This window comes from Nitrospira marina, from assembly GCF_059568365.1.
The window spans coordinates 4,216,420-4,230,009 of record NZ_JCANTH010000001.1; the positions used below are offsets into that span (position 1 = coordinate 4,216,420).

A 13,590-nucleotide genomic window follows, 5' to 3' on the forward strand; every position below is an offset into this window, starting at 1 on the left:
AGGAACACATCGTGAACAAACATTCTCCCTCTCTCAGAAAACTTGTACTGATTGTGGATGATGAGCCTGCCGTCCGCCGAACTGTACGGGGAGCATTAGAATCCTCCGGAATTGAATGCGCCGAGTCGGAAAACGGCGCCGAAGCACTTGCGTGGTTGAAAGAAAACGAAGTCGATCTCGTCCTGGCTGACTATCACATGCCTATCATGAGTGGACTGACCTTGTTGGAACGAGTCAACGGAACCTTGAACGGCAGAACCCCTCGGGTCATCCTGCTCAGTGGAGTTATTGACGAAATACACAAGCACAAAGCCATGGGACTTGGCGCCTATGCCATTATTGACAAACCCTGTAATTTCCGTGAACTCGTCGAAAAAGTACACGAGGCTCTCGATTTCTAATTTCCCCCCTCCCGGTTGATCGCACTAAAGGTCATATCAACTCAGACAACTCAAGAGTAAGCCTGCTGTAGGGTCATCCCCCCACATTTCAGGAAATGTTCTAAGACATTGCCGTTGTGCTAGGAATCAGTCAACTACCGCTCGGCAATATTAAACTTCCCATTTTTGGCTATGGCTTGCGGATTCTTTTCGTCTCTGAGTATTTCCCTGATCCTGATCGCCTGCATGAGTTGGTGGATTTTTCCACAACCGGCAAGGTCGGAAAGTTCCGCGCCAGGCATTCATTGGGGTGCGCTCGACTTTCCCGATCAAGAACCGGTGCTTACCACCGGACTCTCCATATTTCGCTTTACTGAATTTAATGGGGAAGGGAAGCGGTTTAATGGCATTCGGGAAACCATCGGATTAAACCTTATTACCAGCAGTTGGACCAGCCACTGGTCAAATTCCCTTGAAGGATGGAGCACAAATTTGACTTTTGGAATTGGCCCTACGAGAAATCAACCTTCAGAATCCCTCCAAAACGATTTCGTCCATGACCACCTGTTTGATATCCCTCAGATTCCGGTTGGAAAGAAACGAAAAGAGACAGATTTTACCATATCCGGTTCAATCACCCGATGGGGAGAACTTCCGGGACAACGCCGGGTACTGTTTCTTGGAGGCGGGGGGCAGACGGGAAGCCTTTATCAGGAACTCTTTGCCCGTGGGGGTTTTCGCCGCTGGTCACCGTTAAAAACCATCGACTATCTGGGCGGTACACATAATGGCTGGGTTGCAGATCTGTTCAGACCTCTCCGATTGTCCGGAATGGTGAGGGCCGGGCGACTTTTCAACGGCGCGGCGTTTCATGACTTAGCCAATCATTCATTTGCCGCACAAGGCTCTCTCAGCTATGGCTGGTATGATGAGAAAACGTTACGTCCCTTGTTTGAAGTCGAAATCGGCGCCACCATAGATTCCGGAATGTTTAATGGAAACCAGGGAAATTCCTTGGAGGAACGCTTTTGGACGGTTGCGATCCGTGCCCACCCCTTTACTTTCGAAACATGGAACGATCAATTAAACGGTCAAGACTTCGGCCCAACTTATGGGGGCAAACTCATGATGGACCTCTCGTTCCTGCTTCCTGATTTCTGGAAAGGGCAATAACTCTCGCTTTTGTATGCACCCATGAAACAGATATTGTAGGGAAGGCGCCGTGGCTCCTATTCACCAGATGCCGGAGTAAGAGGTAACCGGCTCCAGGACTCTCCGGCATCCGTGCTTCGGTACAACCCTCCTCCATTCGTGCCGACATACAAAGTGCGGGGATCCAGGGGGCTCATCTGAAGACTCCGAATACTGGCTGCCTCCAATCCCTGTATTTTCGGTTGCCAGGTTTCTCCTCCGTCCTCGCTTTTTTGAACCCGATCACTCGTCGCCATATACAGGATTGACGGGTTAGTGGGATCCAGTTGAATGGCACTAATATAGGCGTGTTGAATGCTCCCTCCGATCTTTGTCCAATGTTCGGCCTGGTCGGTTGATTTATATAATCCATCCGTGGTCCCTGCATACACCACGTCACTATTCGTTGGATCAACCACGATTCCATTTACTCCCAACACCATTGAAGCCATTTTGGCATCCAAGGCCACCATGCCCGTCGAAGCTTTTTCCCAACTCTCTGTGGCATTAAGCGTGCGATAGACGCCTCCCGTCGTCCCCGCGTATAAGACATTAGGACGCTGGGGATCGATTGCCAGGGTCACCACAAAACTCACCTCCGTCATGCCTTGCATCCGTTCAGTCCAATGTCGACCACCATCCAAACTTCGAAAAACCCCAACGGTTGTCGCCGCATAAACCATCTCCGTCCCCAAAGGATTAAAGACAATCTGATTAACAATGGCCGAGATCGTGCCTTTCTGAATCCCGGAATTGTAGGGATGCCACGTTCGGCCCCCATCCGGGCTTTTATAGGTCCCATCGCCCATCGTTCCCGCAAAGACGGTGGCAGACAGTTGTGGGTCAAGGGCCAAGCTAATCACTCGGGTCCGGGCTAATTCGCCCGCAAATCTGGTCCATGTGGCCCCCGTGTCGGAAGACTTGTATACGGCTTCATCCGTGGCCACATATAGAATGTTGGGTTTGGTGGGATGTAAGGCAATGGACACAATGGTATCGCTTCGTTGACCGCAGGCCGTCAATCCGAGCACCAAGGACACAACGAAGGTCACAAGAATTCGGGACATCTTAAAAGGGATTGTCATTGCCAAATGTCAAGAAGTCCCACGTTATCGTGATGGGCGATACGGTTCGGCATATCCGGTCAGTTCGACATAGCCCTGGCCATGAATATTCTCTCCCTTCCAAAGCCCGGTGACATCCACGGCTCCTTCCCAGTATGTCACAGCGGTACTTCGCCCGGTTATGAGTTCTTGATTGGCCATTCTGGGAGAGATATTCAACTTCACCTTTTCCGACGGAATAGATAACGTCCATTGACTAGGGTAACGCGCACCACTGGCCGGACTGGTCCAATGGTCTTGAACGCTTACCTTGAGCGCATCAAGGGAAAGGGATGTCGAGGATCCGTTTGGCCTCACCAATGTTCCACTGGATGCAGGATCAAAGGTTCCATCCGAACGGCGAAGCCCATAGGCCATGATGTCATAATCATTCTCAAGTTGCAGGCTGAACCAATCCCATCCAACGAGACCTTCCGAGAGGTCCGCAGATCCAAATTCATGATCCATCCAACTAACGCCGTTGACCGCCAGCGGCACCCCCTGTACTACCACCGATCCAGTGGTCTGAAGTCGGGTCATTGAATAATAATGGGAGGTGGCCTCTGCCTCCCGGCCTTTCCGGCTCACTCCGTCTATGCCATGAATGACAGGGGGTTTACCCGATTCGAGCATCAAATTAATGGAAAAATCTTCAGCCTGCGCCTGTAGATGAAATTGTCGATGATCGGGTGCCACCGCCCTCAGCAACCACCGATCGATCCACACATGGAGCCGATCCCCTTCAGCTCCGGCCTTGTTGATTCCGGCACGACTCAGCTTCTCTGCAAACCGGAATTGGTTATTTGCTTCGTCGGTTAATGCAAAATGGGCAAAGTACAGGTGTCGCATGGCCCATGCAGAAGGATTACTCCAGGCATCGGGTGAGTCAATTCCACGACGAAAAAAGGTCAATTCGTACCCAAACCGTCGGCCATTCGTGGTGGACAGATGTCCGGTAAAATACCACCACTCTGTCTGAAATTGCTCATGACTGCCATGATCCCGGGGGAACGCATAGACGTATCCGGGGCGGGCAGGAGTATATTCATGAAATCCAACGCTGGGAGTCTCTGCAAAGACCTCCGAAATCCCAAGGAGTGAAAATATGAACAGCAGCGAGATCTCTCGCCACAAGGATCTCGTGCTCACCTCAAGACCTGCAGAACCGTCGCGTGGGTGAAGGCGTTCGTCCACTTCATGTTTCCGTTTATACCACGACCTTACATAGCGTACAAATCCCTTGGCACACAAGGATTTTCTCCGTTTATCGAACTCCTTTGGGTCACGATCTTACGTTGACTTTCCCGAAAAATCTCCGCTATCGTACCCCATGCCTTCAGATTTTCCATCAGCCGAATTCGGCAAATTTCCGATACCGGACAGCGTGCCAATTTTTCCACTGCCCAACGTCGTATTTTTCCCTGAAACCTATTTGCCTTTACACATCTTTGAACCCCGATACCGGGAAATGGTTCACGACGCATCCGGTCAGGGAGATTGCATTGGCATGGTCTTGCTCAAGGACGGTTGGGAAGACGAGTATGAGGCGGATCCGCCGATTTATCCCATTGGATGTGTGGGGCGAATTATCAGCTCACACAAACTGGCTGACGGTCGGCTTAATATTGTGTTGCAAGGCCTTCAGCGATGTACCTTTGAAGAGCAAGAGGTCTCAACGCCCTACCGCCAAGCACGAATTATTCCGAATGCGCAAAAGGGCGAACCCTCCCTGGACACCGAAACCCGCATCAATCTGGAGCAAATTACCCAAGAATATTTGACCTGGAAAAAGGCTCATGAGTTGTGTCAGGTGATCGCTTCTGGCAAACTCACGGATTCCATTCTTGTTCATAACCTTTCAGCCGGTCTTGATTTGTCACCCGTGGAAAAACAATTTTTACTTGAATCCGGCCATCTCATCCAGCAAGCTCGCCGCCTGATTGATCTAATCCGCTTTAAACTTGCCGATCTTCGAACGGCACAAGGATAACACACCATGTCAGATGCCGTTGCCATTGAGGTTAAAGGGCTGGGGAAGACCTACGACACCGTGACCGCGGTGAAGAATCTCTCCCTCTCCGTCATGCAGGGAGAAATTTTTGGCCTTCTGGGACCCAACGGAGCAGGGAAGAGTACCACGCTTCGAATTTTAATTACGACCCTCAGGCCCTCCTCCGGGACCGCAACCATTTTCGGACATGATGTCGCCAAAGAAGCCGATACCATTCGACGGATGATCGGCTACGTTCCGCAAGAACGGGCTATCGACCGCTTTCTTACCGGTCGGGAGCATCTGCTGTTGCTTGCGGATCTCTATCATCTCCCAAAAAATGAAGCCCTCACCAGGATTGCATCGCTCCTGAAGCTGGTCGATCTGGAAGAGCATGCCGATCGCGTGGCCAAAGGATATTCCGGTGGGATGAAACGCAAATTGGATATTGCCTGCGGTTTATTGCCCAATCCCAAGGTACTTTTTTTGGATGAACCTACACTGGGCCTTGACGTTCAAAGCCGCCTCAATATCTGGCAATACCTGCGGAAATTGCGCGAGCAGGGCATGACCATCGTTATGACCACCAATTACCTGGATGAAGCCGACCAGCTTTGTGATCGAATTGCTATTATTGACCGCGGCGAAATCCGCGCCATTGGCTCTCCAAAGGACTTAAAGGCCAGTTTAGGTGGCGATGGCGTCTGGCTCACTCTAGGCGACCCTCAGCCTCAGTTACTCGAAACCCTCTCAACCGCCTTAAAAGCCTTGCCCTTCGTACGTGCCATTCGTCCCACTCCACAAGGGCTTGATATCCGCGTCGATGCTCCCGAGAAGGCATTGCCTGCTATTCTCGAGGCCACAAATCGAGTAGGATGTCTCCTCGATGGAATCGAATATCATCGGCCGAGGCTAGACGACGTGTTTGTGGCTCACACAGGCCGGTCCCTCAAAGACCAACCCCCTGAACCCACGACCTAAGATCTTATCCTGTAGTTTTTCACTGTTCTGGAAAGGTTTCTCCATGAATGAGCAAATTCAAGAGGTACTTGCCCTGACCAATCGATGGGTCAAGCGATTGAGCCGGGAAAAGTTCAGTATGTTGTTTACGTTGATACAGCCCATGCTGTTTTGGCTCATCTTTTTCGGCAACCTGTTTCAACGAGCAGCCGATATACAGGTCGTCCAAGCCCCGAACTACATGAGTTTTCTTGCAGCCGGTGTTGTCGTGATGACCGTTCTCAATAACGGGCTGGCCGGTGGCGTCGACTTACTGTTTGATAAAGAAAACGGGTTTCTGGAACGACTGATGGCAACTCCCATCAGACGATCGTCCGTGATCCTTAGTCGGTTTCTATTTGTGATGGCCATCACCGCCATGCAAATTCTGGTTATTCTGGGTGTGGCCTTTTTATTCGGAGTGAGTGCGGAAACCGGGATATTAGGGATCGCCCTCATTTTGGTGATCGGCATGCTGTTTGGTGTCGGGCTCACCGCCATTTCCATGGCCATGGCGTTTTCCGTGAAAAGTCATGGAGATTTCTTCTCGGTGTTGGGCTTCCTTTCGCTTCCGATGATCTTTCTCAGTTCCGCGCTTGTACCATTAGCGGCAATGCCGGGTTGGATGAAATCACTGGCATTTTTCAATCCGATGACCTGGGTCATTGATGCCATCCGGCCGTTGATTCTTACCGGTTGGAGCGAGGCGCTCCCTCAGGTAGCTATCGCCCTTGGAGTCCTCGCCGTCTTCGACGCCCTGTGTCTCTATGGGGGTGCCCGCGCGTTCAGGCGCTCGGTCGGCTAACGCCCTTTTACCACATTATAAATTCCTCGACGGGACGCCTCTTTTTCTTTGGTGAGGCGTTGTCGTATTTACCCGGGACGAACTTTCTTGCACTCACCTTCGGAGACAAAAATTCAGGCTCTGATTCGTTTGTTATCCGACCCCAACGAACAGGTCGCCAAAACGATCCAGCACGAATTCATCCGTATTGGGCCCTCAGCCTTACCATTTCTGGAAAAAGCCGGCGCGGATGATACGGCATTGGAATCTCGGGTCGCTTTTGTCAAAAATGAAATTCTTTTTGAGCAACTTAAAGAGGAATTCAGCACGTTTGTTACCCATTGCTCCCGGCAGATGGATTGGGAGCAGGGGGCCTTTCTCATCGCCAAGATTGCCTACCCGGATGTCGATATCCCCCATTATCAGCAGTGCCTCGATCAGCTGACTGAAGAATTTCGAAAAAAATGGCATGCCGAAGGTTCTGCGCCTGGGAAAGTCGCCAGACTCCTCAGCGCGTTCCTCTTTAAAGACAAGGGATTTTCCGGCAACCGCATCCATTACCATGACCCAGACAATAGCTACCTGCATCGAGTCATCGAATCCCGGCAAGGGATCCCCATCTCTCTCTCGGCCATCTATGTGTTTGTGGGAAACCGGCTAAATTTGCCCCTCTCCGGGGTCGGAATGCCGGGACATTTCCTGGTGAAGATTGAAGGAGAGCCGATTCCGCAATTTGTGGATTGCTTTAACGGTGGAGCACTCTTACGGGAACAAGACTGTGAACAATTTATTACGGCATCCGGTTTGGACTTTTCTCCTGAGTTTTTGGAAAAGAGTCCGACACGGTTGATTCTTGCCCGCATGCTCCGAAACCTGTTGAGTATTTATGAACGTGAACAACAGAATCCCATGACGGAGCGCATACAGTCCCTGCTTCAAATCCTGGAAGACTCTTCCGCCGATCAGGATCCCTCTCCCTAAAGACTTTCCCAAATAAGTGTCTATCATTCGAGATGGCGCATGATGCCGTCCAAGACTCCGTGTCTCAATAGGGCCATCATCCTTTCCCAGTTCAGCTTATCTTTTAAAGTTTTGTGCTTTCTGACCTTTGGATCAGTCGTTTTTTGCACTTTTTCACCTCAAGGGCTAGTCTAAGGCACCTAATCAGAAGTTTTTATACTTGGTATGGCTCAAACGAAATCGTGTTGAGTGCAATAGCGGGACGTTAAAATCAAGTTGATCCGGCAGAAAACAGGCTGGCAATTCCTGCCGTGAGGCTTTCACAACCAAGCCGTGGAGCCCTAGTGATGAAATACATTCAACAAATCTGGGGATCGATCCCGGCCAAGAAAACAATGAACTCGGTAATTCTCACTTACCTGCTTGTTCTCCTAGGGTTGACTACATTTGAGTTGGTCGAAGAATTCTTTTATCCCGATTTCGAACGATGGCAATCGCAGGTGACTACCATCATTTTCGGTAGTCTTTGCGCTGGTATAGTGGCTTTTATCGTTTCGCATCGGCACGATACTCTCCGAAAACAGCTCATCGAGGAAATCGATGAACGGAAGAGGGCACAAGAAGAACTGCAAAAGTATCAAGAGGAGCTAGAAGAGCTAGTCAAAGAGCGAACCCGTGATCTTGAGGTCAAAACTGGAGAGCTTGAACAGGCAAACATTTATCTTCAGCGTGCCAATCGTCACAAATCTGTCTTCCTTGCCAGCATGAGCCACGAGCTTAGGACACCATTGAACTCCATTATTGGCTTTACGGGTATCATGTTGAAGGGAATGGCTGGCGAGATTACCGATGAGCAAAGGAAACAGCTTGGCATGGTGAAGAACAGCGCCAATCATCTTCTAACCCTCATCAACGACGTTTTGGATGTCTCTAAGATTGAGGCTGGGAAAATAGACTTTTCCCTTGAGGAATTTAGGATTGATGAGGTGGTGACCGAGACGAAGGAGAGTGTCTCTCCTGCTGCTCAGACCAAGGGCTTGGAACTTCTCACGAACGTACCCGAAGACATCACGATCTTCAGTGATAAAAGACGCACAAAACAGGTTTTGTTGAATCTGTGCAGCAATGCTGTAAAATTCACTGACCATGGAACCATAGAGGTGGCAGCCAAGGCGTTAAACGATGAAAATGTAGAGATCACGGTCAGGGATACCGGGATAGGAATCAAAGGAGAGGACATGCATGAGCTCTTTGAACCCTTTCAACAGGTTGGTGTGTCCATTACAAAACGGCAAGAGGGAACCGGACTTGGATTGTATCTCACCAAGAAGCTGGTCAATCTACTTCGGGGCGATGTCTGGGCCAAGAGTCGTTATGGCGAGGGTAGTGAATTTACCGTTGTTCTCCCCCTGAGGTATAGGGAGGAATCAAAGGAGTGAAGAAAATCCTGTTAGTTGATGACAACGAAACCAATATGTATTTGGCTCGGTTCATTCTCCAGCAACATGGGCATGAGGTCATCGAGGCAAGAAATGGAGCGCAGGCAATTGAACTGGCAATCAAAGAAAAACTCGATATGATTATCATGGATATACAGCTTCCTGACCTCAATGGCCTTGAGGCCACAAAAAGGATACGAGCTTCTGAGATAGGGTCAAAGGTTCCTATTATCGCTTTTACTTCTTATGCCATGCCTGGTGACAGGGAGAGATCCCTCGCTGCTGGCTGCACAGGATATATCGAAAAGCCCCTTAATCCCGACACCTTTATGGCAGAATTAGGTAAACACATGTAGACAATCGCTATAGAGTGAGAAGAACATGAGAATCCTAATCGTGGATGATAAAAAAGAGAATCTCTATCTCTTAGACTTTCTGTTGAAGGAAAATGGGTATGAGGTTGAGGCAGCGAATAACGGAGCCGAGGCTCTGGAAAAACTTCATGTGAAAAACTTTGATCTCATAGTTTCTGACATTCTTATGCCTGTCATGGATGGTTTTCAGCTTTGTCGGAATGTTAAGAAAGAAGAACAATTGAAAGCGATCCCATTGGTTTTCTATACAGCGACGTATACGGACGAAAAAGATGAAGAGTTTGCCCTAGGATTAGGAGCTGACAAATTTATTCGGAAACCCAAAGAGCCGGATGAGTTCATGAGGATTATAAAAGGAATAGTCAGCGATAGAAAGCAAGGCAAGGTCATCTCTAAACCGCCTGATTCACAGGAGGAGAAGGAAGTTTTCCGGTTATATAGCGAACGGCTGGTGATGAAGCTAGAGAAAAAGATGCTGGACCTTGAAAAAGAAATCACAGAGCGCAAACATGCGGAAGAGAGACAAGCAGAATTCGGACGGATCTTAGAGACCTCCTTGAACGAGCTCTATGTGCTTGATGGTGAAACCCTACAATTTATACTGGTGAATAAGGGTGCACGGGAAAATCTTGGGTATTCAATGGAAGAGCTTCGAGGCCTCTCGCTTCCCGATCTTTTGGGAGAGGTTTCTCCTGGGCCGCTTAGAGAACAGCTCGAAGCACTCAGGATTGGGAATCAACACCGTGTTCAGTTTATCTCTGCTCACCGACGAAAGGATGGGACGACGTATCCGGTCGAGATGCATCTCGAGTGCTCAACTTTTGAATCTTCACCAGTGTTCGTGGCGATCGTTCTTGATATTACTGAACGCCAGAAAGCCGAAGAGGCTCTTAGTCAAGCGGAGACTCAACTTCGCCAAGCGCAAAAGATGGAAGTCATGGGCATTCTCGCTGGTGGAATTGCTCATGATTTCAATAATATCTTGTCGGCGATCCTAGTATACGCTGATCTCAGTATGCATCTAGTTCAAAAGGAGAGCCGAATCTATAGCAACCTACAAGAAGTGCTCGCGGCTGGAAATCGAGCTAAAGATCTTGTCAGGCAGGTCCTCGCATTCAGCCGTCAAAGTGAACAGGGGCAGAGACCAATACAGCTTCGCCCAATCATTCAGGAAGCCCTGTCGCTGCTTCGGGCATCCCTGCCTGCCACCATTGAAGTCCAGCAACACTACAACACGGAATCGGATGTCATTTTAGCAGATCCCACACAGATTCATCAGGTGATGATGAACCTCTTCACGAACGCTTACCATGCAATGCGGGAGAAGGGGGGCATCCTGAAAATACGGTTGGAGTCTATCGAAGTAACCTCCGAAGTCGCTGCTTCCCAACTACATCAGAACCCAGGAGCGTATGTTCGGATCACCGTAGCAGATACAGGCCTTGGTATGGCCTCCGAGGTACGTGAGCAGATATTCAAACCCTATTTCACCACGAAAGAGGAGTCGGGTGGTACCGGCTTAGGTCTAGCAATAGTACACAGCATTGTCACCAAATACGGAGGGGTTATCAGAGTGGAAAGTACACCGGAGGATGGTACTGTCTTTGAAATCGATCTCCCTCATCTCGACGTGCCTGCTGCAGTTGAGACACCTTTTGAGGATTCCATCCCAGGAGGGAGGGGACATATTTTATTTGTGGATGATGAGGAGGTCCTGGCTTTTTTCTGGAAGCAGGCTTTAGAGGGTCTCGGATACACGGTCGAGGTTCGAACAAGCAGCGTGGAAGCACTGGAGGTTTTCCGTAACGCTCCGGACGCTTTTCATGCGGTGATTACTGATATGACCATGCCTCACATGACCGGTGAAGTGTTGGCACGCGAGGTTTTGCAGATCAGACCTAACGTCCCAATTATTCTTTGCACCAGTTTCGGTCAAAGCAGTGAATCTATGAAAGTCCAAGCGACAGGAATACAAACCTGTTTAAGGAAACCTCTCTTGATTCGAGATCTTGCCAATGCTCTTCATCAAGTCTTGGGGCAGAAGCATGGAGGAAACGTGTGATAAGTAACATTATTTGGATTGGCTATGGCTCAGACAAGGTCCGCCCAGACAGTAGAGCGTCAGCCCGATGGCCAACTTGCAGGCGGCACATTAAGGCTTGCATGCGCAGGTTCTGGCAATTGCCAAATTCCAAAAAAAAATAGGGGTCAGGTCCCAGGCCAGATTCGCTTCATTCTCCAACACTAATTTGACAATGCTCTCCCGACTTGCAAGGTTAGAAGATCCTTGCCTTTGATGACTGGTCCTGAAAAAAATCGGCGGGCTTGAGCCACGACATTCGACCGATCGGCCGTCTCATAAAAATGAGAAAGAACAAGTTTTTTGATATTGGCTTTTTCCGCGACTTTTCCGCATTCTTCCGCATGCATATGCGATCCACCTGGTTGATGAGACGAAAAAGAGCAGTCCAAGACCGCCAGATCCGCATCCTGACACAGGCGAACCAGGTTCGGTGAGGACATCGCGTCTCCCGAAACAGCCGCTGACCGGCCCTGATACTCAAGACGATAGCCAAGACAGATCTGTTGCTCAGAATGGATCATGGGCATGGGCGTGATTTGTGTCTGGCCGATCATAAACGGCCGATCATGGACCTCTTTGAGGGTCACCCGAAAGGGTGAACCCGAAAAATTGGGGAATGTCCGGAAAATGGTCCGAAAGAGTCGTTGAGTCCCGGGTGGACCATAAATCGTGAGGTCCGGTCGAACCTGCGCGAATTTTGAATGACACACGGCATCAAAGAAAAATGGAATAAAATCAGAAAAATGGTCCGCATGGTAATGGGTAAAGAGTAGGTGTTGAATCGTATGGCGATCTATGCCGGTTTGTAATAAATTTGAGAGCGTTCTTGGACCAAAATCCAGTAGAATAGGCCGGTCCGTCTCGAAGGCATACCCGGCCGCAGCGCGGGTAGGATGAATATTAGTTCCTGAACCTAGTATGGTGAGCTTCATTGTTATACCCTGCCGGCAAATAAATACCCTCTGGTAACACCACACCACGTATGGCAACACAACCCGAAACAACCCGTTCCATCAACCCGTTTATCGGCCTGTTAGGGCTGGGCCTGATCGTAGCAGGCATATGGATATGGAATCATCTGACCTTTGACACTCAGGATTACATTACCGATGAGATCCTCCCCATACTCGGAGGCATTCTTGTCTTAGGGATAGGCGTATGGGTTAGCACAAAAAAATGGCGCGCTCGCAAAGAACGTCTTCAGCTTCGCGATCGGCTCCTCCAACGCTTTCAAAAAGAACCTTCAGCCCAAAAACGGCGGGATTTGGCCTTTACCCTGATTGAAGTGAACCAATTTGAAGCCGAAGGATTGGAGACCGTCACCGAACCGATGGCGGAACTCTTTATTTGGACATTGAAGACGGCACTTGGTGACAAACAACATCGCATACGAGGAATGTCAGCCAGTTACCTGGGGGTTTTGAAACATCAAGCTTCGATCCCCTTGTTGATTCGTGCGTTGGAAGATGACCATGCCCATGTGCGAGCCTGTGCCGCATTGGCCCTGGGCCGCATGCGGGCTCAAGATGCGAAGGCGAAACTGGAAGAAAAGATGAAAGAAGACTGGGACCAGACGGTACGCAGCCGGTCCCAAGAGGCGTTGGAACGAATACGATAGGGGCCTCACCCGGCATGCCTATCAATTAAGCTCCTGATTCAATGCTCGTTGATCAGCTTCGGAAAAGCGATACCCCTTGTTCATCAACACCTGCATGCCCTCCATCAGGTATTTGAATTGAACATCCCTGCGAATACTATCGAAAAGGCCCGTCAGGGCGTTCATATGCTCTCCCAAGGGTCGTCCCTCTTGAAATGGTAGGCTAAAGGCTTCCAGCAGATCGTGGATTTCGTGCGCACTATATTCCTGATTATCATCTCCATCCCCCACTAAGGCCATTTGATAAAACGTGAGGCTGAGGGAGAGAAGTTGTTGGGAATTCCCAAAGGCTTCCCGTGCCTGTTCCAACCCCTCGGGAAAGAGCCTCACACAATCAAGATCAAGCCCTGTCTTTAAGAGAGGGGAGAAATGAATGCGCTCAACCTCAGGCCGGGCTTTTTTGTTCCAAAGTTGATAAAAATAGACAGTACAGGAATCGGCAATCGCAAATTCCTGTTTATCTTTCCCGATTTGAGCACCGATGTGTTGAGTGAAGGCTTGAAAGACATCCGTGCCGGGGGAAGCCCATGCCGTCGCCTGCAGGGCCTGCCCCCCACAACCCCAGACGAGTCCAAGACTGAATAGAAAAGGAAAAAGATACTGGTTCAAATTTGGTTCCCCCAGGAAAAT

At 49.7% G+C, this 13,590-nt stretch carries 14 protein-coding genes; 10 read left to right on the plus strand and 4 right to left on the minus strand.

What is annotated here, in order from left to right:
• The first annotated feature begins 11 nt into the window (after positions 1–11).
• Both LX98_RS18200 and LX98_RS18205 read left to right on the plus strand, forming a co-directional pair.
• Entirely contained in the window at positions 12–401 is a 390-nt protein-coding gene (locus LX98_RS18200) for a response regulator (protein ID WP_496430202.1), read from the plus strand.
• A gap of 225 nt (positions 402–626) precedes the next feature.
• Positions 627–1,553: a hypothetical protein gene (locus LX98_RS18205; RefSeq protein WP_496430203.1), complete on the plus strand. Its 927-nt coding sequence runs from the start codon at positions 627–629 to the stop codon at positions 1,551–1,553.
• A 56-nt stretch (positions 1,554–1,609) separates the two neighbouring features.
• Here LX98_RS18205 and LX98_RS18210 read toward each other — a convergent pair whose 3' ends face one another.
• Complete coding sequence (locus LX98_RS18210) at positions 1,610–2,638, minus strand: VPS10 domain-containing protein (protein ID WP_496430204.1); 1,029 nt, start codon at positions 2,636–2,638, stop codon at positions 1,610–1,612.
• 42 nt (positions 2,639–2,680) lie between these two features.
• Positions 2,681–3,868 carry a lipocalin-like domain-containing protein gene (locus tag LX98_RS18215; RefSeq protein WP_496430205.1) on the minus strand — a complete coding sequence of 396 codons (1,188 nt, stop codon included), beginning with the start codon at positions 3,866–3,868 and terminating at the stop codon, positions 2,681–2,683.
• Between the two features lie 190 nt (positions 3,869–4,058).
• Here LX98_RS18215 and LX98_RS18220 point away from each other — a divergent pair, with 190 nt between their 5' ends.
• The 7 genes from LX98_RS18220 (at position 4,059) to LX98_RS18250 (ending at position 11,282) form a co-directional block, all read left to right on the plus strand.
• Positions 4,059–4,664, plus strand: a complete 606-nt coding sequence (locus LX98_RS18220; RefSeq protein WP_312645876.1) for an LON peptidase substrate-binding domain-containing protein — start codon at positions 4,059–4,061, stop codon at positions 4,662–4,664.
• 6 nt (positions 4,665–4,670) lie between these two features.
• The gene (locus LX98_RS18225; RefSeq protein ID WP_496430206.1) at positions 4,671–5,645 is read left to right on the plus strand and encodes an ATP-binding cassette domain-containing protein; all 975 of its coding nucleotides are present in this window, start codon (positions 4,671–4,673) and stop codon (positions 5,643–5,645) included.
• A 43-nt stretch (positions 5,646–5,688) separates the two neighbouring features.
• Positions 5,689–6,468, plus strand: coding sequence for an ABC transporter permease (locus LX98_RS18230; RefSeq protein ID WP_312743339.1), 780 nt, complete (start codon positions 5,689–5,691; stop codon positions 6,466–6,468).
• An 87-nt stretch (positions 6,469–6,555) separates the two neighbouring features.
• Entirely contained in the window at positions 6,556–7,428 is an 873-nt protein-coding gene (locus LX98_RS18235; RefSeq protein ID WP_496430207.1) for a transglutaminase family protein, read from the plus strand.
• A gap of 326 nt (positions 7,429–7,754) precedes the next feature.
• On the plus strand, positions 7,755–8,846 hold the full coding sequence (locus LX98_RS18240; protein ID WP_496430208.1) for an ATP-binding protein: 1,092 nt from the start codon (positions 7,755–7,757) through the stop codon (positions 8,844–8,846).
• Complete coding sequence (locus LX98_RS18245; protein WP_496430209.1) at positions 8,843–9,202, plus strand: response regulator; 360 nt, start codon at positions 8,843–8,845, stop codon at positions 9,200–9,202. Before LX98_RS18240 ends, LX98_RS18245 begins: the two co-directional genes overlap by 4 nt.
• A gap of 25 nt (positions 9,203–9,227) precedes the next feature.
• Positions 9,228–11,282, plus strand: coding sequence for a response regulator (locus LX98_RS18250; RefSeq protein ID WP_496430210.1), 2,055 nt, complete (start codon positions 9,228–9,230; stop codon positions 11,280–11,282).
• Between the two features lie 182 nt (positions 11,283–11,464).
• Here the strand turns inward: LX98_RS18250 and LX98_RS18255 are convergent, their stop codons facing one another.
• A complete protein-coding gene (locus LX98_RS18255) occupies positions 11,465–12,235 on the minus strand; it encodes an MBL fold metallo-hydrolase (RefSeq protein ID WP_496430211.1) in 771 nt (256 codons plus the stop codon).
• 50 nt (positions 12,236–12,285) lie between these two features.
• On the opposite strand from LX98_RS18255, the gene LX98_RS18260 reads away from it, so the two are divergent.
• Complete coding sequence (locus LX98_RS18260; RefSeq protein ID WP_496430212.1) at positions 12,286–12,921, plus strand: HEAT repeat domain-containing protein; 636 nt, start codon at positions 12,286–12,288, stop codon at positions 12,919–12,921.
• Positions 12,922–12,942: 21 nt separating this feature from the next.
• On the opposite strand, the gene LX98_RS18265 is transcribed toward LX98_RS18260, so the two are convergent.
• Complete coding sequence (locus tag LX98_RS18265) at positions 12,943–13,569, minus strand: hypothetical protein (protein WP_496430213.1); 627 nt, start codon at positions 13,567–13,569, stop codon at positions 12,943–12,945.
• Between the last annotated feature and the right edge of the window lie 21 nt (positions 13,570–13,590).

Excerpts from the sequence above, each read along its gene's own strand:
- LX98_RS18205 (WP_496430203.1), top strand. The coding sequence starts at position 627 with ATGAGTTGGTGGATTTTTCCACAACCGGCAAGGTCGGAAAGTTCCGCG.
- LX98_RS18210 (WP_496430204.1), bottom strand. The coding sequence starts at position 2,638 with ATGTCCCGAATTCTTGTGACCTTCGTTGTGTCCTTGGTGCTCGGATTG.
- LX98_RS18225 (WP_496430206.1), top strand. The coding sequence starts at position 4,671 with ATGTCAGATGCCGTTGCCATTGAGGTTAAAGGGCTGGGGAAGACCTAC.
- LX98_RS18230 (WP_312743339.1), top strand. The coding sequence starts at position 5,689 with ATGAATGAGCAAATTCAAGAGGTACTTGCCCTGACCAATCGATGGGTC.
- LX98_RS18240 (WP_496430208.1), top strand. The coding sequence starts at position 7,755 with ATGAAATACATTCAACAAATCTGGGGATCGATCCCGGCCAAGAAAACA.
- LX98_RS18250 (WP_496430210.1), top strand. The coding sequence starts at position 9,228 with ATGAGAATCCTAATCGTGGATGATAAAAAAGAGAATCTCTATCTCTTA.
- LX98_RS18255 (WP_496430211.1), bottom strand. The coding sequence starts at position 12,235 with ATGAAGCTCACCATACTAGGTTCAGGAACTAATATTCATCCTACCCGC.
- LX98_RS18260 (WP_496430212.1), top strand. The coding sequence starts at position 12,286 with ATGGCAACACAACCCGAAACAACCCGTTCCATCAACCCGTTTATCGGC.